We start from the raw sequence: 21189 nt of genomic DNA, 5'->3' as shown, positions 1-21189 counted from the left end.
CGTATTGTATTGAACGAACGCCACATCGATGCGGGCCAACGCCGAGGCGAACGCGGCAGGCAAGTATTCGACGCACTTGCAGCGTGTCGGAGATCAGCCAGGGCTGGGGAGTCCCAAAAAGAAAAAGGGTTGCAGACGAAATGTCTGCAACCCTTTGGTCATACTGGTGCCGGCTGCAGGACTCGAACCCGCCACCTGATGATTACAAATCAACTGCTCTACCAGATGAGCTAAGCCGGCATAAGACCGCGATTCTACTTCATTTCACGACTTTGAGGTGGCCTCTGCCGCCGCCTTTCGTTCCATCGTCGTCGGGACGCGGTTCTTCATCCGTTTCGCTGACTTTTTCCGCCGCCGCGGCCGCTTCCGGCTCGTCAGCGATCACGGTTTCGTCGTCTTCGGAATCCGTCGCCTCGCCGCCTGCCGATTCGACCGGGAACGCCATACCTTGCCCATTCTCCCGCGCGTAGATCGCGAGCACGTTCGCGACAGGCACCTCGATCTTGTGCGACTTGCCAGAAAAGCGCGCGTGGAATTCGATCCACTCGTTGCCCATCTGCAGCTGGCTCGTCGCCTCGAAGCTGATGTTCAACACGATCTCGTTGTCACGCACGAACTGGCGCGGTACGCGCGTCTGGTTATCGACACGCACCGCGATATGCGGCGTATAGCCGTTATCGGTACACCATTCGTAGAGCGCGCGCAGCAGGTACGGCTTCGTGGAAATCTCTTGCATCAACTGTCCTCGTGCCGGGCAGACGCGTGAAACGAAGCGCCACGCGCCCCACCCGAAGCCAATCTCAAACTCAGCGGCGCATCACCTTTTCCGACGGCGTCAGCGCTTCGATATAGGCCGGACGGCTGAAAATACGCTCGGCATACTTCATCAGCGGCGCGGCGTTCTTCGACAGTTCGATGCCGTAGTGATCCAGACGCCACAGCAGCGGCGCGATCGCGACGTCGAGCATCGAGAACTCTTCGCCGAGCATGTACTTGTTCTTCAGGAAAATCGGCGCGAGTTGCGTCAGGCGGTCGCGGATCGCGAGGCGCGCCTTCTCGTGATTCTTCTCCGCGGCCTTGCCCTTCTCGTTTTCGAGCGTGCCGACGTGGACGAACAGCTCCTTCTCGAAGTTCAGCAAGAACAGGCGGGCGCGGGCACGCTGGACGGGGTCCGCGGGCATCAGTTGCGGATGCGGGAAGCGCTCGTCGATGTACTCGTTGATGATGTTCGATTCATACAAGATCAGGTCCCGTTCGACGAGAATCGGCACCTGACCATACGGATTCATCACGGCGATGTCTTCCGGTTTGTTGAACAGGTCGACGTCGCGGATTTCGAAGTCCATGCCCTTTTCGAACAACACCAGCCGGCAGCGCTGGGAGAACGGGCAAGTAGTGCCGGAATACAGAACCATCATGTTTGCGTTTCCTCAAAAAACTTAAAGGGCCAGCGAGCGGGAAAACCGTCCTGCAGGTCTTCCCTTGCGCCGGCCCCACACCCGTCACGGTGTGACTATTTGATATCTTTCCAGTACGCGGCGTTCAGTCGCCAGGCGAAAAAGCTCAGAACGCCGAGGAACAGCAGCACCCACACGCCAAGCTGACGACGGGTTTTCTGCGTCGGTTCGGACATCCATGAAAGGTACGACACGAGGTCGGCCACAGCAGAATCATAATCCACCGGCGACATCGTCCCCGGCGTCACCTGCTGGAAGCCCACGAATTTCTTGACCTTTTCCTTCGTCTCTTCGTCGACTTCGTCTTCGAACTTCGCCGTTCGTTGCCCCTGAAGCTGCCACAGCACGTGAGGCATGCTCACGTTTTCGTACACCATATTGTTCCAGCCTGTCGGCCGTGTGTCATCGCGGTAGAAACCGCGCAAATACGTGTACAGCCAGTCGCGGTTCTTTGCGCGCGCTTCCACGGACAGATCCGGCGGCGTCGCGCCGAACCACGCTTTCGCGTCGTCGGGGCGCATTGCGACCGTCATCGTATTGCCGACTTTATCTGTCGTGAACAACAGGTTCTTTTCAATTTCCTTCTGCGAAATGCCGATATCCTGCAATCGGCTGTAGCGCATCAGGTTCGCGCTGTGGCAATTCAGGCAGTAGTTTACAAACAATTGAGCGCCGTGCTGCAACGAGGCGATATTTTCGGTGTTGTCGGGCGCGCGGTCGAGCGGGATTTCATCCGCGCGAACGGGTGCCGTGGACAGCGCCAGCGCCGTTGCGCCGAGCAGCGCGAGCTTCGAAAGCAATTTTTTCATCTTCGTTTTCTCCTGGCTCGCAGTTAGTGGGGTTTGAACCGCACTCGTTCGGGCGGCTGCTTGAACTTGCCAAGCGGCGTCCAGAACGGCATGCCAAGGAAAAACGCGAAGTAGATCAGCGCACAAATCTGCGCGATCAGCGTCGCGGCCGGCGACGGCGGCTTCGTTCCGAGGAACGCCAGCGTCAGGAAGGCCAGCACGAAGATCGCGTAAAACACCTTATGGAAGAACGGCCGGTAACGGATCGACTTCACAGGCGACCGGTCGAGCCACGGCAGGAAGAACAGCGACACCACCGCGCTGCCCATCACCACCACGCCCCAGAATTTCGACTCGGTGAACGCCATCGCCAGAATCACGAGGACCGCGAGCACGGGCAGACCGAGCTTCCACTTGCCGCGCGCCCGCACCAGCGCGAACAGGCCCAGCAGGCCGATCACGATCATCAACACGATCTTGAACGGGTCCGTGGTCGCGCGCAGCATCGCGTAGAACGCCGTGAAGTACCAGACGGGCGCGATTTCAGGGGGCGTCTGCAACGGATTTGCCGGAATGAAATTGTTCGCTTCGAGGAAATAGCCACCCATCTCCGGCGCGAAGAAGATGATCGCCGCGAACACCATCAGGAAGATGCACACGCCCATGAAGTCGTGCACCGAGTAGTACGGATGGAACGGAATGCCATCCAGCGGAATGCCGTTCGAATCCTTCTTCGCCTTGATCTCGATGCCGTCCGGGTTGTTCGACCCCACCTCATGCAGCGCGACGATGTGCGCGACCACGAGCAGCAGCAGCACCAGCGGAATCGCGATCACGTGAAACGCGAAGAAGCGGTTCAGCGTGACATCCGACACGACGTAATCGCCGCGAATCCACAGCGACAGGTCCGGACCGATGAACGGAATCGCCGAGAACAGATTGACGATCACCTGCGCGCCCCAGTACGACATCTGGCCCCACGGCAACAGATAGCCGAAGAACGCTTCCGCCATCAGGCACAGGAAGATCGCACAGCCGAAGATCCACACGAGTTCGCGCGGCTTGCGATACGAGCCGTACAGCAACCCGCGGAACATGTGCAGATACACGACGACGAAGAACATCGATGCGCCTGTCGAGTGCATGTAGCGGATCAGCCAGCCCCACGGCACTTCGCGCATGATGTACTCGACCGATGCGAACGCCGTCATCGAGTCGGGCTTGTAGTTCATCGTCAGGAAGATGCCGGTGACGATCTGATTGACCAGCACCAGCAGCGCAAGCGAGCCGAAGAAGTACCAGAAGTTGAAGTTCTTCGGCGCGTAGTACTCGGAGACGTGCGCTTTCCAGGTCGCCGTCATCGGAAAACGGCGATCGATCCAGCCGGTCAGCCCCGTCGCTTCCAACTCTTTTTCGGTTGTCGCCATTACGCTTCTCCTTTCTCGTCCTTGCCGATCACGAGCGTGGTGCCGGTGATCATGTAAGGCGGGATATCGAGGTTTTGCGGCGCAGGTTTGTTCTTGAAGACGCGGCCGGCCATGTCATAGGTCGAGCCGTGGCACGGGCAGAGGAAGCCGCCGGGCCAGTTGTCGGGCAGATTCGGCTGCGCGCCCTCCTGAAAGCGGGGCGTCGGCGTGCAGCCCAGGTGCGTGCACACCGCGACGGCAACGAAAAGATTCTTGTGATCGGTCCGCGAGCGGAACTCGTTCTTGCAGTAGTCCGGTTCGGGCAGCGAAAAAGGGTTCTTGGTTTCGGGGTCGGCGACTTCTTTGTCGGCCTTCTGGACATCGGCCAGCATCTTGTCGGTGCGGTTGATGATCCAGACGGGCTTGCCGCGCCATGCGACGGTCATCATGTCGCCGGGCTTCAGGTTGGAAATATCGACTTCGACGGGAGCTCCCGCCGCCTTGGCCTTTTCGGATGGTGCAAACGAACTAACAAAGGGTACGACGGTGGCGACTCCTCCGATGCCACCTGCTACGGTCGTCGCAATCAGCCAGCTACGGCGGCTGCCATCGACGCGTTCATCTTCCTTGTCTCGCATCACACGCCCCACTTCTGAGTTGGATTTTTCCTTCACGTCGGCTCTACCGCCGCTAGTTTGCTCGAATGGAGTCAGCATTTACAAGGGCCGATTGCCAAAAACCGTGCGAAGTGATTGATAAATCAGGGTTTCCCCGCACGGATCGCAAACTTTTTTGCGGCCTTTATTAAGCATTTCCTCCGTTTTTAAAGCCTTTTTGTCGCGTAATCGGATTGTTATTCACACTGGATTATGAATATCAATAAAGAGGTGTTCGATCTCGAACTGTTCGGACAGATGCGCGCCGAGCGCCTGCACGCCGTAGCGCTCGGTCGCGTGGTGGCCGGCGGCGAGAAACGCGACGCCGCTTTCCGCCGACATATGCGTGATCGGCTCGGAAATTTCGCCCGTCAAATAAACGTCGGCGCCCGCTTCGATCGCGGCGTCGAAATAGCCTTGCGCGGCGCCCGTACACCATGCGACGCGCCGTAGTTCCTGGTCGGGATCGCCGAGCACCAGGGGAGCCCGAGCAAGCGTATGCTCGACTTGTGCGGCAAAGTGAGCGAGCGTGATCGGCATTGGCAGCGTGGTCATCCAGCCGATATCGTTCTCGCCGAAACGCGAGTCACCGATCAGTCCGAGCTTCGCGCCGAGTTGCGCGTTGTTGCCGTAGACGGGGTGATCGTCGAGTGGCAAATGGAAGGCAAACAGATTCAAATCGTTGGCGATCAGCGCCTTGAGCCGCTGGTATTTCCGGCCGGTGATCTGCGGCTGCTCGTTGCGCCAGAAGTAGCCGTGATGGACCAGCACGGCATCGGCGCCCCACTCCAGCGCGGCCTCCAGAAAGGCCAGCGACGCGGTCACACCTGTCGCAATCTTGTCGATCTTGCGCCGTCCCTCGACCTGCAGGCCGTTCGGGCAATAGTCCTTGAAGCGCGGAGTTTCAAGGAGATTGTTCAAGTACAATTCGAGTTCGATCCGATCCATATATCCCTCTAATTTTTCAGATGCTCAGACGCTTTTGGCTGTTCTTCGCCCAGGCGGTGACCGTGCTGCTGGCGCTGATGTTCATCATTGCGACCCTCAAACCGCAATGGCTGCAACGTCAAGGGCAGTTCGGCAAGCAACTGGCCGAGCCGATCGTCGCGCTGCGAGAGGTAGCACCCGGGATCGGCAACGGCGGCGCTGTGCAAAATTCCTATGCCGACGCGGCGCAAAAGGCGATGCCCGCCGTCGTCAACGTGTTTTCCAGCAAGGACGGATCGCTTCCGCCCGATCCGCGCGCCAAAGACCCTCTCTTTCGCTACTTCTTCGGCGACCGGAACCGCAAGCAGCAAGAGCAACCCGCAGCCAACCTGGGCTCGGGAGTTATCGTGAGTTCGGAAGGTTACATTCTAACGAACCAGCACGTCGTGGACGGCGCTGATCAGATCGAAATCGCGCTCGCCGACGGCCGCACGACGGACGCGAAGGTGATCGGCGTCGATCCCGAAACCGATCTGGCCGTGCTCAAGGTCAACATGACCAATCTGCCGACCATCACGCTCGGCCGCATGGACCAGACGCGCGTGGGCGACGTCGTGCTCGCGATCGGCAACCCATTCGGCGTCGGGCAGACGGTGACGATGGGCATCGTCAGCGCGCTCGGCCGCAATCATCTCGGCATCAACACGTTCGAAAACTTCATCCAGACCGACGCGCCGATCAATCCCGGCAACTCGGGCGGCGCGCTCGTCGACGTGAACGGCAATCTGCTCGGCATCAACACGGCCATCTACTCGCGCTCGGGCGGCTCGCTCGGCATCGGTTTCGCCATTCCCGTGTCGACGGCGCGCAGCGTGCTGGAAAGCATCATCACGACGGGCACCGTGACTCGCGGATGGATCGGCGTCGAGCCGCAGGACGTGACGCCTGAGATCGCCGAATCGTTCGGGCTGGACCAGAAATCGGGGGCGATCGTCGCGGGCGTGCTGAAAGGCGGCCCTGCCGACAAGGCGGGCATCAAGCCCGGCGACATTCTCGTATCGGTCAACGGCCAGGACATCACCGATACGACGCGCCTGCTGAACGTCATCGCGCAGATCAAGCCCGGCACGGGCGCGAAAGTGCATCTGGTGCGCAAGAACAAGGAAATGGATCTGACGGTGATGATCGGCAAGCGCCCGCCGCCGCCGAAGCAGCCGTCCGACGAAGGCGACGATCAGGGCGACGACGGCGGCTAAGCCTGCTCCGAAACCACCCGCCGCGGCGATATGACGCGGTCCACAGCCGCGAAGCCGGCGGCAACGCAAAGAAAAAGGGCAGTCTCCGATGGAGCACTGCCCTTTTTGCTGTCCGGTCAATGTACGCCTTTCACTTGCGACTGCGGTTCACTCGGCCGGAAGAGCCTTTGTCGGTACAACCGGCCGTCAGCTCGCCGCCTTTTCTTCGTTCTCCGTGGTCACTGGCTTGCTCACGAAGATACGCGCCGCGATGATCCCCGCTTCGTAGAGCACGATCAGCGGAATCGCGAGGATCAGCTGCGAGAACACGTCCGGCGGCGTTACCACAGCCGACACGACGAACGCGCCGACGATCACATACGGCCGGATCTCCTTGAGCTTCTTCACCGTCAGCACGCCCATCCGCACGAGCAGCACGACGACGATCGGCACTTCGAACGTCACGCCGAACGCAATGAACATCGTCAGCACGAAGCTCAGGTAGTTGTCGATGTCGGTTGTCATTTCCGCGCCGAGCGGCGCGTTGTAATGCGCCATCACGCGAAAGATGGTCGGAAACACGACGAAGTACGCAAACGCCATCCCGCACAGAAACAGCGTATAGCTGCTGCCGACGAGCGGCCCGACCAGCTTCTTCTCGTGCTGATAGAGACCGGGCGCGACGAACGCCCAGATCTGATACAGCACGAACGGCAGCGCGATCACGAAGGCCACGAGCATCGTCACCTTCATCGGCACGAAGAACGAGCCGGTGACGTCGGTGACGATCATCTTGCCGTCCTTCGGCAGATTGGTCATGAGCGGACGTGCAAGCAGCCGGAAGATATCCGGCGCCCAATACACAAGCCCGACGAACACGACGATCACCGAAATGCCGGCGCGAATGATGCGGTCGCGCAGCTCGACGAGATGCGAGATGAAGGTCTCTTCAGTGCCTTCGTTCTGGTTTTGGGGGTCGCTCACACCGGCCCTCGGTAGGAGATTGATGCGCGAGACATCGGAAGATCAGAAGAAGCGTGTCGGTCGGCGCAGACTGACGGGCGTATGCTGCGCAACGCGCGCCGCGCCCGATTGGACACGCGTGCGCCGCAACGTGGCGCGTTTGTACCAGGTCGGCGTGGCTGTCTGCTTGACGCGCCAGTTCTTGCGTTTTGCTGCGGACGCGCTGTGGCTGCGCCAGGACGTGCCGTCCGATGCGGCGGAAAAATCCGCCGTGGCGGACGCCTCGCTTTCCGTCGCGCCGCCTGCAATGCTCGGCGACACCGACGTACCCTGCGCCCACGCCTCGTTCAGTTCGGCTTCGTGCTTGCGCAGATTCTCGTGAATCGACGACTGGACGTTTTGCGCCGCCGATTCGAAGTCCGTCTTCATGCGGCGCAATTCGTCGAGTTCGATTTCGCGCGTGACTTCGGCCTTCACGTCATTGATATAGCGCTGCGCGCGGCCGAACAGCGCACCGGCCGTCCGCGCGACGCGCGGCAGCCGCTCCGGTCCGAGCACGACCAGCGCGACAACGCCGATCAACGCCATCTTGGTCAAACCGAGGTCCAGCATGGATTGAGCTTCCCGTCAGTGCGCGCCTCGTCAGCGCAAGCGTGTGGCTTGCGCCGGATTAGCGGGAATCGCCGGAATGCGGCGCCTTTTCCTTCGCGTCGACATCGACGGTGTTCGAGCGCGACAGCTGGTCACGCTGCTGCGCCTCAGGCGATTCGCTTTCCTTCATTCCTTCCTTGAAGCCCTTCACCGCGCCGCCCAGATCGCTGCCGATATTGCGCAGCTTCTTGGTGCCGAACACCAGTGCGACGATCAGCAGAACGATCAGCCAATGCCAAATACTCAACGAACCCATGAAAAATCTCCTTAACCCCCGCCGTCGTGCCTGGCGACGGCAATCGTGTGCCTTGCGGCGTGAATCGAAGCGCGGGTTTCCGAATGCGCCCCGTGTGTAAAACCTGCCGACCAGGCGGAATTCGTGTCGGCGCCCGTTAGCCTGGACCCTTGCTCATTATGAGCACGTCTGCGGGTCGCTGTCGTTACATCCCTACATAAAACAGCGACTTCGGCTCCGGGTTTCGCCATTGTGTGCAGTCAAAATGCCTGGGTGGCGAATTAATACTGTCTGGGTCAGCGCCGAATGTGCGGCAGCATGAGCGGCCCACGTTCGCCCCGCGTTCACCCCATCCGCAACCACGGACGCGGCCCCGCGAGCAAATGGGCGTGCAGGTGGTAGACCTCCTGCCCGCCGCCCGGTCCCGTGTTGATGACCGTGCGGAAGCCCGTCTGGCCGCCCTTGTACGCGACACCCAGCTGTTCGGCGAGACGCGCAACCAATATCAACATTTTACCAAGCAGAGCGGCATCGCCTTCGGTGCAATTCGACAGCGTTTCGATGTGCTTGCGCGGTATCACGAGTACATGCGTTTCAGCTGCTGGGCGGATATCGCGGAACGCGACGAACTCGTCGTCTTCGTGAACTTTCGTCGACGGGATCTCGCCCGCGGCGATCTTGCAGAAAAGGCAGTTCGGATCGTGGCTCATGGTCTCGATGGACGCCGAACGCAGCGTGCGCCGCATTCGGCGATTGTCAGAACCAGCTGCGCGGATTCGTCAGCGGCTTGTTGTCGTACAGGAACAACCAGCCTTTGATGATACGGTACAACGTCCATATCGCGACAGCCCACAGGATAGGCACGCCGATCAGCACAATAAAGAGCGCGACGCCGATCAGATGCCCGAGCAGTCCCATCCAGAACGTGCGGATCTGCCAGTCGAAGTGCGCTTCGTACGGTGTGCCGATTGTCTCCGGCCGCTTGATGTAGTTGAGGATGATCGCGATCAGCACCGAGATCCCGCCCGTCAGCCAGTAGACGGCGTAGAGCGCGTAGATGATATGCGTCAGCGTGCGCAGGCTGCGCTGCCGGTCGATTTCGATTGCGCTCTGATACGACGGTGGCGGATATCCGCCCTGCGACTGTTCCATGTATGCGTCCTCCTCGAGGGTGCGACTGGATACTGTTGCTGTGCCGGTGCTGCGTCGCGTTGTCTCGCCGATTCCGGCCCCGAGCCTGCCGTGACTTGAATCGGACAGGCTCAGTCGCCGTTGCGCTCGCGTTCGCGGCTCTTGCGCAAGGCCTTTTCCTCGATGCCGGAGAGCCCCTCCCGACGCTCCAGCTCGGCGAGCACGTCGGCGGGATTCAGATCGAAGTGCGACAGCATCACGAGGCAATGAAACCACAAGTCCGCCACTTCGCCGACGAGCGCCTTGCGTTCCGCGCCGAGGCGCACGTCCTTCGCGGCGAGTACGACTTCCGTGGCTTCTTCGCCGATCTTCTTCAACACCGCGTCGTCGCCTTTATGGAAAAGACGCGACACATAAGAAACGTCGGGATCACCACCCTTGCGGCTGTCGATGACGGCGGCCAGGCGCTGAAGCGTGTCGCCCGTCGATTGAGAATTTTGCGTCATTTGTAGATGTGTTCGGGATCTTTCAGCACGGGATCGACGGCAACCCAGTTGCCCGAATCGGCCGAGCCTTCGAATTTCTGGAAAAAGCACGAATGCCGGCCGGTATGGCACGCGATGCCCGATACCTGCTCGACCTTCAACAGCACGACGTCTTCGTCGCAGTCGAGGCGCACCTCACGCACCTGCTGCACGTGGCCCGACTCTTCGCCCTTGAACCACAGGCGCTGCCGCGAACGCGAAAAGTAGACCGCGCGGCCCGTTTCGATCGTCTTCGACAGCGCTTCGCGGTTCATCCACGCGAACATGAGCACGTCGTTCGTCGACGCTTCCTGCGCGATCACCGGCACGAGGCCGTTCGCGTCCCAACTCACCTTGTCGAGCCAGCTGACTTCAGACGGATTGATCACGTTACAACCTCACCGAAATGCCTTGATCGGCCATGAAGCGCTTGCACTCGCCGACCGTGTGCTCGCCATAGTGGAAGATGCTCGCGGCCAGCACGGCATCCGCGCGGCCTTGCGTGATGCCGTCGGCGAGATGCTGCAGCGAGCCGACGCCGCCCGACGCGATCACGGGGACGGGCACCGCATCCGACACGGCGCGTGTCAGCGCGATGTCGAAACCGCTCTTCGTGCCGTCGCGGTCCATGCTGGTCAGCAGAATTTCGCCCGCGCCGAAGTCGGCCATCTGGCGCGCCCACTCCACTGCGTCGAGGCCCGTGTTCTTGCGGCCGCCGTGCGTGAACACTTCCCAGCGCGGCGTCTCGCCGTCCGCGGACACGCGCTTCGCGTCGATCGCGACGACGATGCACTGCGAGCCGTATTTGTCCGTCGCGTCGCGCACGAGCTGCGGATTCGCGACCGCCGACGAGTTCATGCTGACCTTGTCGGCACCCGCGTTCAGAAGGCGCCGCACGTCTTCGACAGCGCGCACGCCGCCGCCGACCGTCAGCGGAATGAACACCTGCGAGGCCACCGCTTCGATGATCGGCAGGATCAGGTCGCGCTGGTCGGACGTGGCCGTGATGTCGAGGAACGTGAGTTCGTCCGCGCCCTGCTCGTCATAGCGGCGTGCGATTTCGACGGGGTCGCCCGCGTCGCGCAGCTCGACGAAATTCACGCCCTTGACCACGCGGCCAGCCGTGACGTCCAGACAGGGGATGATGCGTTTAGCTAAAGCCATGATCTTGCGAGTTCTTGCCAATACCGCTGGTGAGGACGCTCATCCATTCGCGATTCGCAGGAGAGCGGAAAAAGTCCGACTTCGGGCCGGCGCGCGGGACGCTGCGCAAGGTGCGCACACATATCGGGCGCGTCCGTATGCGCGGAACGCCCCACGCTCAGGCGTCGTCCGATTCGCGCAAACGGTCCGCGCGCGTCTGCGCGGCGGAAAAGTCGAGGTCGCCCGAGTAGATCGCGCGGCCGCAGATCACACCCTCGATCCCTTCGCCTTCCACTTCGCACAGCGCTTCGATATCGCCCATGTTCGACAGGCCGCCGCTCGCGATCACAGGGATCTTCACCGCGCGCGCCAGGCGCACCGTCGCTTCGATGTTGATGCCCTGGAGCATGCCGTCGCGACCGATGTCCGTGTAGATGATCGATTCGCAGCCGTAGTCCTCGAACTTGCGCGCGAGATCGGCCACTTCGTGACCCGTCAGCTTGCTCCAGCCGTCGGTGGCCACCTTGCCGTCCTTCGCGTCGAGGCCGACGATGATATGTCCGCCGAACGCCGTGCACGCTTCGAGCAGGAAGCCCGGATTCTTCACCGCCGCCGTGCCGATGATCACGTACTCGAGGCCGTCGTCCAGATAGCGCTCGATCGTGTTCAGATCGCGAATGCCGCCGCCCAGCTGCACGGGAATCTCGCCGCCGACTTCCTCGATGATCGCTCTGATCGCGTCTTCGTTCTTCGGCTTGCCGGCAAACGCGCCATTCAGGTCGACGAGGTGCAGGCGCCGCGCGCCACGGTCGACCCAATGCCGGGCCATCACCTGCGGTTCCTCGTGGAAAATCGTCGCCTGGTCCATATCGCCTTGTTTGAGGCGTACACACTGACCGTCTTTCAGGTCGATGGCGGGGATCAGCAGCATAGCAATCGGGTGGTATCTGGGAAGAAAGTTGAAGTTCGGCTGGCGGGAAATCCGGCTGTGGCCCACGCCAGGCCGTTCCGCTAGTTTAGTACATGTCTTTCGGTGAGCTTGCCAACGGGCAGCGTATGCATATGCATGTGAGCGAAGCAGTTGGACCGGAAGAGAAACATGGACGGTTCAAGACGCTGACGACAGGGATCAGGGATTCCAGTGCACGAAGTTGCGATACACGCGCAAACCCGCGTCGGCGCTTTTTTCCGGGTGGAATTGGGTCGCAAAAATGTTATCCCGCGCCACTGCCGAGGTAAAGGGCACGCCGTACACCGTCTCGCCCGACGTGTGCGACGCATTCTCAGGCACGACGTAATAGCTGTGCACGAAATAGAAGAACGCGTTGTCGGGGACGCCGTCCCACAACGGGTGCGGCACGACCTGACGGACTCGGTTCCAGCCCATTTGCGGCACCTTGAAGCGCGAGCCGTCGTCCTGCAACTGGCCGTCCAGCTCGAAGCGCACGACCTTGCCGGGCAGGAGGCCGAGGCCCTTCGTGTCCCCTTCCGCGCTCCAGTCGAACAGCATCTGCTCGCCGACGCACACGCCCATCAGCGGCTTCGTGCGCGACGCTTCGACGACGGCATCCTGCAAACCGGATTCCCCGAGCGAGCGCATGCAGTCGGGCATCGCACCCTGGCCCGGCAGCACCACGCGGTCTGCCGAACGGATGGCTTCGGGCTTGTCGACGATCGCCACGTCCGCTTCCGGCGCAGCTTTCTTCAACGCCTGCGCGACCGAGCGCAGGTTGCCCATTCCGTAATCCACAATCGCAATCGAAGTTTTCATTTCAAGTTAGGCAGCAACGCCTTCAATCCGTCGACGATGAACTCCACCGCCAGCGCCGACAACATCAAACCCATCAACCGCGTGCCGATATTGATGCCCGTCCGGCCGACCCAGCGGGCGATCGGTTCGGCAAGACTCAGCGACCCGAAGCAGAGCGCCGCAATCACGGCGCCGATGACGATCAGACTAACGCGGTCGTACCAATGATGAAAGCTGGCCGAATAGACAATGACCGTACTGATCGAGCCCGGCCCCGTGAGCAGCGGAATCGCCAGCGGCACGACGGCGACGTTGTCCTTCAGCTCGGCTTCGTGACGCTCTTCGGGCGTCGAGCGGGCGTTGCCGATCTGCGCGTTCAGCATGTTGATCGACATCAGCAACATGATGATGCCGCCGCCAACTTCAAGCGATCCGACCGAAATGCCGAAGAAGCTGATGATCTGCTGCCCCAGCAGCGTCGTCACGGCGATCACGCAGAACACCGAAATCGATGCGATCCGGATCGTGCGGCGCTGCTCGGCGGCCGATTGCTGCGACGTCAGGCTCAGAAAGAACGGTATGGCGCCGACGGGATTGATCAGCGCCAGCAGCGAAATAAACGACTTGAGGATATCCATCGCAAGCCGGACGCGCGCGGCGCGGCCGGTCCGGTTCTGTCGCTCAGAGGCTGCCCTTGGTCGACGGAATCTGCCCCGCCGCGCGTTCGTCCAGTTCGACGGCCATGCGCAGCGCGCGGCCGAAGGCCTTGAACACCGTTTCCATCTGGTGATGCGCGTTCAGCCCGCGCAGGTTGTCGATATGCAGCGTGACGCCCGCATGATTCACGAAGCCGCGGAAAAACTCGATGGACAGATCGACGTCGAAAGTGCCGATGCGCGCGCGCGTGAACGGCACATGGAATTCGAGGCCCGGACGGCCGGAAAAGTCGATCACGACGCGCGACAGCGCTTCGTCCAGCGGCACGTACGAATGGCCGTAGCGGCGAATGCCCTTCCTGTCGCCAACCGCTTTCGCAATGGCCTGGCCCAGCGTGATGCCGACGTCTTCGACGGTATGGTGGTCGTCGATATGCGTATCGCCATGCGCTTCGATGTCCAGATCGATCAGCCCGTGACGGGCAATCTGGTCGAGCATGTGATCGAGGAACGGCACACCGGTGGCCAGCTTCTGCTGACCGGTGCCGTCCAGGTTGATCTTCACACGGATCTGCGTTTCGCTGGTGTTGCGAACGACTTCCGCAAGGCGCATGGCAATTCCTCGAATCTGACTTTGAAAGTGTGGGGTTGAGAAGTGCTGAAGCGGGTTCAGTTCAGCACGAGTTTCAGCGCCGCGAGCATTTGCGCGTTTTCTTCCGGCGAACCGACCGTCAGACGCACGCAATTCGCGAGCAATGGATGCATTTTACTCACGTTTTTGATCAAAACCCGCGATGTGAGCAGGGTTTCGAAGGTCGCCGACGCGTCCGGCACGCGCACGAGCAGGAAATTGCCCGCGCTCGGGAACACTTCGGCGCCCGGCAGCGCGGCCACGGCCTGCGCAAGTTTCGCGCGTTCGTCGCGCAGTTGCGTGGCCTGTGCGTCGAGCACTTCGATGTGATCGAGCAGGAAATCGGCCGTCGCCTGCGTGAGCACGTTGACGTTGTACGGCGGGCGCACCTTGTCGAACTCGTTGACCCATTCCGTGCGGCCCGCCATATAGCCGAGCCGGATGCCTGCAAGCCCGAGCTTCGACACCGTGCGCATCACGACGACGTTGTCGAACTCGCCCGCGCGGGGCATCCAGCTGTGCTGGGCGAACGGCTGATACGCCTCGTCGATCACGACGAGGCTCTTGTTCGCCGCAACGATGATGCGCTCCATGTCGGCGGCGTCGTACAGCGTGCCCGTCGGGTTGTTCGGATACGCGAGATAGATGACGGCGGGCCGATGCTCGGCGATCGCGGCGAGCATCGCATCCGTGTCGAGCGTGAAATCGGCATTGAGCGGCACGCCGACGAACTCCATATGCGCCAGCTTCGCCGACAGCGCGTACATCACGAAGCCCGGCACAGGCGCGAGCACCTTCGCGCCCTCCTTCGAGCACGCGACGGAAATCATGCTGATCAGTTCGTCCGAACCGTTGCCGAGCAGCACCTCGCAGTTCGCCGGCACGTTCATCACGCGCTTGAGCTTGTCGAGCAGCGCCTCGGGGCGCGGCGCGGGGTAGCGGTTCAGCGCGGCGCCCGCCAGATGCTCGCCGAGCTGCGCGGCGAGCGCTTCGGGCAGCGGAAACGGATTTTCCATCGCGTCGAGCTTCACGAGGCCCGTTGCGTCGGGAACAGGATAGCTCGTCATCGCGAGCACATCGCGGCGAATGATGTCTTGAGGTGTCGTCATGGCGTGGAGCGCGGCCACCCTCTCCGGCAGGCCATAGCGCAAATGGGGCGGCTCGCCGGCCGCCCGGGTTGAGTTTTCTGTCGTTCTCTATTGCTTTCGCAACGGCGTCTGCATCGGAGAGAGCACGCGTGATGCCCGTCCGACGCAGCAAACTCGCCGCAGGATCAGCCCATGTTCTTCATCCGGTATTCGGCGCTGCGCGCATGCGCCTGCAGGCCTTCGCCGTATGCGAGCTCGGCCGCGATTTCACCGAGCGTCTGCGCGCCGTCCGCGCTCACTTCGATCAGACTCGAACGCTTGAAGAAATCATAGACGCCGAGCGGCGACGAGAAACGTGCGGTACGAGACGTAGGCAGCACGTGATTGGGCCCCGCGCAGTAGTCACCGAGGCTTTCGCTCGTATAGCGGCCGAGGAAGATCGCGCCCGCATGGCGAATCTGTTGCGCCCACTGCTGCGGCTCCAGCGCGGAAATTTCGAGGTGCTCCGGCGCGATGTCGTTGGCGATCGCGCAGGCCTGCTCCATGTCGCGCACCTTCACCAGCGCGCCGCGCCCTTCGAGCGAAGCCTGGATCACGTCGCGGCGCGGCATCGCCGGCAGCAGTTCGTCGATTGCCTCTTCGACGCGCGCGATGAAGCCGTCGTCCGGGCACAGCAAAATGGATTGCGCGAGTTCGTCGTGCTCGGCCTGCGAGAACAGGTCCATCGCGACCCAGCGCGGATCGGTCGTGCCGTCGCACAGCACGAGGATTTCCGACGGACCGGCGATCATGTCGATGCCGACCGTGCCGAACACGCGGCGCTTCGCCGACGCGACATACGCATTGCCCGGCCCGCAGATCTTGTCGACGGCGGGGATGGTCTGCGTACCATACGCGAGCGCGCCGACGGCCTGCGCGCCGCCGATCGTGAACACGCGATCAACGCCGCCCAGCAGCGCCGCAGCCAGCACGAGCGGGTTCTTCACGCCGTCCGGCGTCGGCACGACCATGACGATTTCACGCACGCCGGCGACGCGCGCCGGAATCGCGTTCATCAGCACCGACGACGGATACGCCGCCTTGCCGCCCGGCACGTAGATACCGGCGCGGTCGAGCGGCGTCACTTTCTGGCCGAGCACGGTGCCGTCGGCTTCCGTGTACTGCCAGCTATGGCTGCCGCATTCGATCTTCTGCTTCTCGTGATAGCCGCGCACGCGCGCCGCCGCCGCTTCGAGCGCCGCGCGGCGCTTCGGCTCGAGCCCTTCCAGCGCCGCTTCCAGTTCGGCCATCGGCAGTTCGAGCGCGGCGACATCCCGCGCGTTCAGGCGGTCGAAACGGTTCGTGTATTCGAGGACGGCGGCATCGCCGCGCGCCTTCACATCGCCCAGGATCTGCGCGACCGAGCGCTCGATCGCTTCATCTTCGCTCGCTTCGAACGCGAGCACCGCATGCAGCGACTTCTGGAAATCTTCAGTGCTGGAATCGAGTTTGCGAATCTTGATAGACATGCTGGTATCCGTTTCGGTAAGGCGCGCGAGTGAGCCGCGAATCGAGAGCTTTCGTCAGGCCGGTGCGTCGGTGCGTTGCGACGCGCGTTCGAACGCGTCGAGGATCGGTGCCAGCGCGGCGCGCTTGAGCTTCAACGCCGCCTGGTTCACGACGAGGCGCGACGAGATCTGCATGATCTCTTCGACCTCGACTAGATTGTTGGCGCGCAGCGTGCCGCCCGAGCTGACCAGGTCGACGATCGCGTCGGCGAGGCCCACCAGCGGCGCGAGCTCCATCGAGCCGTACAGCTTGATCAGATCGACGTGCACGCCCTTGGCCGCGAAGTGCTCGCGCGCGGTTTCCACGTACTTCGTGGCGACGCGCACGCGCGCGCCCTGGCGCACCGCGTTCGCGTAGTCGAAGCCGGCCGCCACGGCCACCGACATCCGGCAGCGCGCGATATTCAGATCAATCGGCTGGTAAAGGCCGCTGCCGCCGTGCTCGATCAGCACGTCCTTGCCCGCGACGCCGAAATCGGCGGCGCCGTATTCGACATACGTGGGCACGTCCGTCGCGCGCACGATGATGACGCGCAGGTTCGGATCGGTGGTCGGAAGAATCAGCTTGCGCGACGTTTCAGGGTCTTCCGTCACTTCGATGCCCGCTGCCGCGAGCAGCGGCACCGTTTCCTCGAAGATGCGGCCCTTCGACAACGCGAGCGTCAGCGGCTTGCCCGCTGCTGGCGACGACGACGTTTGCGGCAATTCGCTCATGCCTGACTACCCTTGATGCGGCGCACCTTCGCGCCGACTGCGGTGAGTTTCGATTCCATCCGGTCGTAGCCGCGATCGAGGTGGTAGATGCGGTCGATCAGCGTTTCGCCGTCCGCGCACAGGCCTGCGATCACGAGGCTCGCCGACGCGCGCAGGTCGGTGGCCATCACCTTCGCGCCCGACAGCTTCTCGACGCCGTTGACGAGCGCCGTATTGCCGTCGATCGTGATGTGCGCACCGAGACGGTTCAGCTCCTGCACGTGCATGAAACGGTTTTCGAAGATCGTCTCGACGACTTGCGACGTGCCGTCCGCCAGCGCGTTGAGCGCCATGAACTGCGCCTGCATGTCGGTCGGGAACGCCGGGTACTCGGACGTGCGGAACGACACGGCCTTCGGACGCTGGTTCATGCGCACGCGCATCCAGTCGTCGCCCTCTTCGATCGACACGCCTGCGTCGCGCAGCTTGTCCGTCACGGCTTCGAGAATCTGCGGACGCACGTGGCGCAACGTGACGTCGCCGCCCGCTGCCGCGACCGCGCACAGGAACGTGCCCGCTTCGATGCGGTCCGGCACGACCGTGTGCCGCGCGCCGTGCAGCTTGTCGACGCCCTGAATGACGAGGCGGTCGGTGCCGATGCCGTCGATCTTCGCGCCCATCGCGACGAGCAGGTTCGCCAGATCGCCGACTTCCGGCTCGCGCGCCGCGTTTTCGATGACCGTTTCGCCTTCCGCGAGGACGGCTGCCATCAGCAGGTTTTCCGTGCCTGTGACGGTGATCATGTCGGTGATGATGCGTGCGCCCTTCAGACGCTTCGCGCGCGCTTCGATGAAGCCGTGCTCGATATTGATCTCGGCGCCCATTGCCTGCAGGCCCTTGATGTGCTGGTCGACGGGACGCGCGCCGATCGCGCAGCCACCCGGCAGCGACACCTTCGCCTCGCCGAAACGCGCGACGAGCGGGCCGAGCACGAGAATCGACGCGCGCATCGTCTTCACGAGTTCGTACGGCGCGACGAGGTTGTCCACCTTCGACGCATCGAGCGACACCTTGCCGTCGCCGCTTTCCGCGCGCACGCCCATCTGGCCGAGCAGCTTCAGCGTCGTGCGCACGTCCTGCAGATCGGGCACGTTGTCGAGGTGAACCGGCTCCGCGCTCAACAAGCCAGCGCAGAGAATCGGCAGCGCCGCGTTCTTTGCACCCGAAACGACGATCTCACCGGCGAGCTTCTGCCCGCCTTCAATCACGAGTTTGTCCATGCCTGTTTGTTCCTGATCTGCCCGTCCGCCAACGGGCGTCTTATGGGCGGTTGCTGCGGCGCCAAACGCGGCGTCGCGACTCTCATTTGTAATTCGCACTAATGTTCCAACTGATTGGGTGCTACATCCGAAGCTTATTGTGCAGCTTGTTGTTCCGCTCTTTCTTGCAGCCGGGTTGTTGAGCGCTGCCCCCCGACAGACAGCCTGTTTTTTTCGCCCTCGGCTACACGCCTGGTCAGGCGCTTTGCCATTCGGCAGGCGTCAGCGTTTTCATGCTGAGCGCGTGAATTTCTTCGCGCATGCGGTCGCCGAGCGCCGCATACACGAGTTGATGCCGTTGAATCAGTCGCTTGCCTTCGAAGTTCGGCGACACGATGGTCGCGAAGAAATGCTGGCCGTCGCCTTCGACTTCGAGATGCTCGCAAGGAAGGGCAGCCGCGATGTAGTTCTTGACCTGTTCGGGAGTGGGTAGCATGAGTGCTCCTGTCAGTGACGCAGCTTATAGCCGGACGCGAGCATACGCATTGCCAGCACGGCCAGCACGACGAAGAAACCGCCGACGATCGCGAGGCTCCACAGCGGATCGATATCCGACATGCCGAAGAAGCCGTAGCGAAAGCCGTCGATCATGTAGAAAAACGGATTCAGCCTTGAGATTTCGCGCCACACAGGCGGCAGCGTATGCGTCGAGTAGAACACGCCCGAGAGGAAAGTGAGCGGCATGATCAAAAAGTTCTGGAACGCGGCGAGCTGATCGAACTTCTCCGCCCAGATTCCGGCGATCAGACCGAGCGTGCCGAGAATCGCCGAACCGAGCACCGCGAATGCGACGATATAGAGCGGCGCCGTGAAGCTCATGGGAATGAACCAGATCGTCACGATGAACACGCCGAAGCCGACGCACATCCCGCGCACGACGGCCGCGAGCACGTAGGCGGCGTACATCTCCCAGTGCGACAGCGGCGGCAGCAGCACGAACACGAGATTACCCGTGATCTTCGATTGAATCAGCGACGACGAGCTGTTCGCGAACGCGTTCTGCAACACGCTCATCATCACGAGGCCCGGCACGAGGAAGCTCGTGTACAGCACGCCCGGATAGACCTGCACGTGATCGCGCAGCGCGTGGCCGAAGATCGTCAGATACAGCAGCGCCGTGATGACAGGCGCAAGCACCGTCTGGAACGACACTTTCCAGAAACGCAGCAGCTCTTTGTAAAGCAGGGTACGGAAGCCGCTCATGCCAGTCCTTCGACCATTTCCGGTCCGTTCATCACCTGCAGGAATACGTCCTCGAGGTCGGCCTTGCGCACTTCGATTTCCTCGAATGTGCAGCCCGCGGCGCGGCATTGCGCGAGGATGCGCTCGACGTCGTCATAGCTCGACAGGCGCAGCAGATGCTGACGCCCGTTGACGGCGCCCGGATCGACTTCGAGCGAGCGCAGTTCGGCGGGCAGAACGCCTTGCGCGAAGCGGATGAAAAGCTGCGTGCCCGCGAAACGTTGAAGCAGCGTGCTCGTGCGTTCCAGCGCGACCACTTCGCCACGCCGCAGCATCGCGATGCGGTCGCACAGCGATTCGGCTTCTTCCAGATAGTGCGTGGTCAGCACGATCGTGTGGCCTTCGCGGTTCAGGCGCGAGATGAATTTCCACAGCGTCTGGCGCAGTTCGACGTCGACGCCGGCCGTCGGCTCGTCGAGCACGATCACGGGCGGCCGGTGGACGAGCGCCTGCGCGACCAGCACGCGGCGCTTCATCCCGCCCGAAAGCGCACGCATGTTCGCGTCGGCTTTTTCGGTGAGATCGAGATTGGCCATCACTTCGTCGATCCAGTCGTCGTTGTTGCGCAGGCCGAAGTAGCCCGACTGGAGGCGCAGCGTCTCGCGGACGGTGAAGAACGGGTCGAACACGAGTTCCTGCGGCACGACGCCAAGCGCGCGGCGCGCGAGGCGGAAATCGTCGACGACATCGTGGCCGTGAACCGCGATGCTGCCTTCATCGGCGCGCGCGAGACCGGCGAGAATGCTGATGAGCGTGGTCTTGCCGGCGCCGTTCGGACCGAGCAGCCCGAAGAACTCGCCTTGCTCGACGGTAAAGCTGACGCCTTTGAGCGCTTGCAGATCCTTGTAGCGCTTCTTGACGTTACGAATTTCGATCGCTGACATGACTGTGCGCCGTCGACATCGACAGCGCCTGTAGATCGCCCGCCAAGGGCGCGAAAGCTGGGAAAACGGAATTGGGGCCCGGTGCGCGGCCACCGCCCGAACAGCCGTGAGAGCCGCTACGAACCGGCTGCCAACCGTTTTCGCATTGCAAACTGAAACGGCCAGGCGCCAAAAAACGTTTGATTATAGGGCAAAAGTCGCAAGTGCCGGCTTGCCCTGGAGGAGAACGCGAGCCGGCGCGAACGGTGAAACGCTGCGCGATG

Annotated in this window: 26 protein-coding genes and 1 tRNA gene; 1 reads left to right on the top strand and 26 read right to left on the bottom strand. The window is 62.1% G+C overall.

What is annotated here, in order from left to right; all coding sequences use genetic code 11:
• Window positions 1–164: 164 nt before the first annotated feature.
• From VSR68_RS31370 to VSR68_RS31340, 7 genes are all read right to left on the bottom strand, one after another.
• Window positions 165–240 (bottom strand) — tRNA-Thr (locus VSR68_RS31370).
• 19 nt (window positions 241–259) lie between these two features.
• Window positions 260–736, bottom strand: coding sequence for a ClpXP protease specificity-enhancing factor (locus VSR68_RS31365; RefSeq protein WP_342943510.1), 477 nt, complete (start codon window positions 734–736; stop codon window positions 260–262).
• A gap of 70 nt (window positions 737–806) precedes the next feature.
• Window positions 807–1418, bottom strand: coding sequence for a glutathione S-transferase N-terminal domain-containing protein (locus VSR68_RS31360; RefSeq protein ID WP_006052302.1), 612 nt, complete (start codon window positions 1416–1418; stop codon window positions 807–809).
• Between the two features lie 95 nt (window positions 1419–1513).
• Window positions 1514–2266 carry a cytochrome c1 gene (locus tag VSR68_RS31355; protein ID WP_342943562.1) on the bottom strand — a complete coding sequence of 251 codons (753 nt, stop codon included), beginning with the start codon at window positions 2264–2266 and terminating at the stop codon, window positions 1514–1516.
• A 23-nt stretch (window positions 2267–2289) separates the two neighbouring features.
• A complete protein-coding gene (locus VSR68_RS31350; protein ID WP_342943509.1) occupies window positions 2290–3672 on the bottom strand; it encodes a cytochrome bc complex cytochrome b subunit in 1383 nt (460 codons plus the stop codon).
• Window positions 3672–4289, bottom strand: a complete 618-nt coding sequence (petA, locus tag VSR68_RS31345) for a ubiquinol-cytochrome c reductase iron-sulfur subunit (protein WP_342943561.1) — start codon at window positions 4287–4289, stop codon at window positions 3672–3674. The genes VSR68_RS31350 and petA overlap by 1 nt, the downstream gene beginning before the upstream one ends.
• 219 nt (window positions 4290–4508) lie before the next feature.
• Complete coding sequence (locus tag VSR68_RS31340) at window positions 4509–5255, bottom strand: Nif3-like dinuclear metal center hexameric protein (protein WP_342943508.1); 747 nt, start codon at window positions 5253–5255, stop codon at window positions 4509–4511.
• A 20-nt stretch (window positions 5256–5275) separates the two neighbouring features.
• Between VSR68_RS31340 and VSR68_RS31335 the strand changes: the two genes are divergently transcribed.
• Window positions 5276–6490 (top strand): Do family serine endopeptidase, encoded by a 1215-nt coding sequence (locus VSR68_RS31335; RefSeq protein WP_152764645.1) that lies wholly within the window; start codon window positions 5276–5278, stop codon window positions 6488–6490.
• 186 nt (window positions 6491–6676) lie between these two features.
• On the opposite strand, the gene tatC is transcribed toward VSR68_RS31335, so the two are convergent.
• From tatC to VSR68_RS31240, 19 genes are all read right to left on the bottom strand, one after another.
• Window positions 6677–7453 (bottom strand): twin-arginine translocase subunit TatC, encoded by a 777-nt coding sequence (tatC, locus tag VSR68_RS31330; protein ID WP_342943507.1) that lies wholly within the window; start codon window positions 7451–7453, stop codon window positions 6677–6679.
• A gap of 42 nt (window positions 7454–7495) precedes the next feature.
• On the bottom strand, window positions 7496–8044 hold the full coding sequence (gene tatB, locus VSR68_RS31325; RefSeq protein WP_342943506.1) for a Sec-independent protein translocase protein TatB: 549 nt from the start codon (window positions 8042–8044) through the stop codon (window positions 7496–7498).
• A 58-nt stretch (window positions 8045–8102) separates the two neighbouring features.
• Complete coding sequence (gene tatA, locus VSR68_RS31320) at window positions 8103–8339, bottom strand: Sec-independent protein translocase subunit TatA (RefSeq protein ID WP_087736360.1); 237 nt, start codon at window positions 8337–8339, stop codon at window positions 8103–8105.
• Window positions 8340–8662: 323 nt separating this feature from the next.
• Window positions 8663–9028: a histidine triad nucleotide-binding protein gene (locus VSR68_RS31315; protein ID WP_152764651.1), complete on the bottom strand. Its 366-nt coding sequence runs from the start codon at window positions 9026–9028 to the stop codon at window positions 8663–8665.
• 46 nt (window positions 9029–9074) lie between these two features.
• The gene (locus tag VSR68_RS31310; RefSeq protein WP_090871810.1) at window positions 9075–9470 is read right to left on the bottom strand and encodes a DUF4870 family protein; all 396 of its coding nucleotides are present in this window, start codon (window positions 9468–9470) and stop codon (window positions 9075–9077) included.
• Window positions 9471–9580: 110 nt separating this feature from the next.
• Complete coding sequence (locus tag VSR68_RS31305) at window positions 9581–9955, bottom strand: phosphoribosyl-ATP diphosphatase (protein ID WP_152764655.1); 375 nt, start codon at window positions 9953–9955, stop codon at window positions 9581–9583.
• Window positions 9952–10362: a phosphoribosyl-AMP cyclohydrolase gene (gene hisI, locus VSR68_RS31300; RefSeq protein WP_342943505.1), complete on the bottom strand. Its 411-nt coding sequence runs from the start codon at window positions 10360–10362 to the stop codon at window positions 9952–9954. The genes VSR68_RS31305 and hisI overlap by 4 nt, the downstream gene beginning before the upstream one ends.
• A gap of 1 nt (window position 10363) precedes the next feature.
• Window positions 10364–11137: an imidazole glycerol phosphate synthase subunit HisF gene (hisF, locus tag VSR68_RS31295; RefSeq protein WP_342943504.1), complete on the bottom strand. Its 774-nt coding sequence runs from the start codon at window positions 11135–11137 to the stop codon at window positions 10364–10366.
• A 157-nt stretch (window positions 11138–11294) separates the two neighbouring features.
• Window positions 11295–12047 (bottom strand): 1-(5-phosphoribosyl)-5-[(5-phosphoribosylamino)methylideneamino]imidazole-4-carboxamide isomerase, encoded by a 753-nt coding sequence (gene hisA, locus VSR68_RS31290; RefSeq protein WP_342943503.1) that lies wholly within the window; start codon window positions 12045–12047, stop codon window positions 11295–11297.
• Window positions 12048–12245: 198 nt separating this feature from the next.
• Window positions 12246–12887, bottom strand: coding sequence for an imidazole glycerol phosphate synthase subunit HisH (gene hisH, locus VSR68_RS31285; RefSeq protein ID WP_342943502.1), 642 nt, complete (start codon window positions 12885–12887; stop codon window positions 12246–12248).
• Window positions 12884–13504 carry a MarC family protein gene (locus tag VSR68_RS31280; protein ID WP_152764661.1) on the bottom strand — a complete coding sequence of 207 codons (621 nt, stop codon included), beginning with the start codon at window positions 13502–13504 and terminating at the stop codon, window positions 12884–12886. The genes hisH and VSR68_RS31280 overlap by 4 nt, the downstream gene beginning before the upstream one ends.
• A 43-nt stretch (window positions 13505–13547) precedes the next feature.
• Complete coding sequence (gene hisB, locus VSR68_RS31275; RefSeq protein WP_087736369.1) at window positions 13548–14135, bottom strand: imidazoleglycerol-phosphate dehydratase HisB; 588 nt, start codon at window positions 14133–14135, stop codon at window positions 13548–13550.
• Between the two features lie 56 nt (window positions 14136–14191).
• Window positions 14192–15262 (bottom strand): histidinol-phosphate transaminase, encoded by a 1071-nt coding sequence (gene hisC / locus VSR68_RS31270; RefSeq protein ID WP_342943501.1) that lies wholly within the window; start codon window positions 15260–15262, stop codon window positions 14192–14194.
• Window positions 15263–15426: 164 nt separating this feature from the next.
• Entirely contained in the window at window positions 15427–16749 is a 1323-nt protein-coding gene (gene hisD / locus VSR68_RS31265; protein ID WP_342943500.1) for a histidinol dehydrogenase, read from the bottom strand.
• Between the two features lie 54 nt (window positions 16750–16803).
• Window positions 16804–17502, bottom strand: coding sequence for an ATP phosphoribosyltransferase (gene hisG, locus VSR68_RS31260; RefSeq protein ID WP_342943499.1), 699 nt, complete (start codon window positions 17500–17502; stop codon window positions 16804–16806).
• Window positions 17499–18761, bottom strand: coding sequence for a UDP-N-acetylglucosamine 1-carboxyvinyltransferase (gene murA / locus VSR68_RS31255; protein WP_342943498.1), 1263 nt, complete (start codon window positions 18759–18761; stop codon window positions 17499–17501). The genes hisG and murA overlap by 4 nt, the downstream gene beginning before the upstream one ends.
• Window positions 18762–18996: 235 nt before the next feature.
• Entirely contained in the window at window positions 18997–19236 is a 240-nt protein-coding gene (locus VSR68_RS31250; RefSeq protein ID WP_087736373.1) for a BolA family protein, read from the bottom strand.
• Window positions 19237–19247: 11 nt separating this feature from the next.
• On the bottom strand, window positions 19248–20003 hold the full coding sequence (locus VSR68_RS31245; RefSeq protein ID WP_342943497.1) for an ABC transporter permease: 756 nt from the start codon (window positions 20001–20003) through the stop codon (window positions 19248–19250).
• Window positions 20000–20926 carry an ABC transporter ATP-binding protein gene (locus tag VSR68_RS31240; RefSeq protein ID WP_342943496.1) on the bottom strand — a complete coding sequence of 309 codons (927 nt, stop codon included), beginning with the start codon at window positions 20924–20926 and terminating at the stop codon, window positions 20000–20002. Before VSR68_RS31240 ends, VSR68_RS31245 begins: the two co-directional genes overlap by 4 nt.
• Window positions 20927–21189 lie beyond the last annotated feature (263 nt).

Origin of the sequence: Paraburkholderia phymatum (assembly GCF_038900715.1) — a bacterium.
Taxonomy (GTDB): Bacteria; Pseudomonadota; Gammaproteobacteria; order Burkholderiales; family Burkholderiaceae; genus Paraburkholderia; species Paraburkholderia phymatum_A.
This window is presented reverse-complemented; position numbering and strand designations above follow the sequence as displayed.

Excerpts from the sequence above, each read along its gene's own strand:
- tatA (WP_087736360.1), bottom strand. The coding sequence starts at position 8,339 with ATGGGTTCGTTGAGTATTTGGCATTGGCTGATCGTTCTGCTGATCGTC.
- VSR68_RS31310 (WP_090871810.1), bottom strand. The coding sequence starts at position 9,470 with ATGGAACAGTCGCAGGGCGGATATCCGCCACCGTCGTATCAGAGCGCA.
- murA (WP_342943498.1), bottom strand. The coding sequence starts at position 18,761 with ATGGACAAACTCGTGATTGAAGGCGGGCAGAAGCTCGCCGGTGAGATC.
- hisA (WP_342943503.1), bottom strand. The coding sequence starts at position 12,047 with ATGCTGCTGATCCCCGCCATCGACCTGAAAGACGGTCAGTGTGTACGC.
- VSR68_RS31240 (WP_342943496.1), bottom strand. The coding sequence starts at position 20,926 with ATGTCAGCGATCGAAATTCGTAACGTCAAGAAGCGCTACAAGGATCTG.
- hisF (WP_342943504.1), bottom strand. The coding sequence starts at position 11,137 with ATGGCTTTAGCTAAACGCATCATCCCCTGTCTGGACGTCACGGCTGGC.
- VSR68_RS31365 (WP_342943510.1), bottom strand. The coding sequence starts at position 736 with ATGCAAGAGATTTCCACGAAGCCGTACCTGCTGCGCGCGCTCTACGAA.
- tatB (WP_342943506.1), bottom strand. The coding sequence starts at position 8,044 with ATGCTGGACCTCGGTTTGACCAAGATGGCGTTGATCGGCGTTGTCGCG.
- VSR68_RS31305 (WP_152764655.1), bottom strand. The coding sequence starts at position 9,955 with ATGACGCAAAATTCTCAATCGACGGGCGACACGCTTCAGCGCCTGGCC.
- VSR68_RS31245 (WP_342943497.1), bottom strand. The coding sequence starts at position 20,003 with ATGAGCGGCTTCCGTACCCTGCTTTACAAAGAGCTGCTGCGTTTCTGG.
- VSR68_RS31335 (WP_152764645.1), top strand. The coding sequence starts at position 5,276 with ATGCTCAGACGCTTTTGGCTGTTCTTCGCCCAGGCGGTGACCGTGCTG.
- VSR68_RS31355 (WP_342943562.1), bottom strand. The coding sequence starts at position 2,266 with ATGAAAAAATTGCTTTCGAAGCTCGCGCTGCTCGGCGCAACGGCGCTG.
- petA (WP_342943561.1), bottom strand. The coding sequence starts at position 4,289 with ATGCGAGACAAGGAAGATGAACGCGTCGATGGCAGCCGCCGTAGCTGG.
- hisH (WP_342943502.1), bottom strand. The coding sequence starts at position 12,887 with ATGAAAACTTCGATTGCGATTGTGGATTACGGAATGGGCAACCTGCGC.
- VSR68_RS31315 (WP_152764651.1), bottom strand. The coding sequence starts at position 9,028 with ATGAGCCACGATCCGAACTGCCTTTTCTGCAAGATCGCCGCGGGCGAG.
- VSR68_RS31280 (WP_152764661.1), bottom strand. The coding sequence starts at position 13,504 with ATGGATATCCTCAAGTCGTTTATTTCGCTGCTGGCGCTGATCAATCCC.
- hisC (WP_342943501.1), bottom strand. The coding sequence starts at position 15,262 with ATGACGACACCTCAAGACATCATTCGCCGCGATGTGCTCGCGATGACG.
- hisG (WP_342943499.1), bottom strand. The coding sequence starts at position 17,502 with ATGAGCGAATTGCCGCAAACGTCGTCGTCGCCAGCAGCGGGCAAGCCG.
- hisD (WP_342943500.1), bottom strand. The coding sequence starts at position 16,749 with ATGTCTATCAAGATTCGCAAACTCGATTCCAGCACTGAAGATTTCCAG.
- hisB (WP_087736369.1), bottom strand. The coding sequence starts at position 14,135 with ATGCGCCTTGCGGAAGTCGTTCGCAACACCAGCGAAACGCAGATCCGT.
- VSR68_RS31340 (WP_342943508.1), bottom strand. The coding sequence starts at position 5,255 with ATGGATCGGATCGAACTCGAATTGTACTTGAACAATCTCCTTGAAACT.
- VSR68_RS31350 (WP_342943509.1), bottom strand. The coding sequence starts at position 3,672 with ATGGCGACAACCGAAAAAGAGTTGGAAGCGACGGGGCTGACCGGCTGG.
- VSR68_RS31250 (WP_087736373.1), bottom strand. The coding sequence starts at position 19,236 with ATGCTACCCACTCCCGAACAGGTCAAGAACTACATCGCGGCTGCCCTT.
- VSR68_RS31360 (WP_006052302.1), bottom strand. The coding sequence starts at position 1,418 with ATGATGGTTCTGTATTCCGGCACTACTTGCCCGTTCTCCCAGCGCTGC.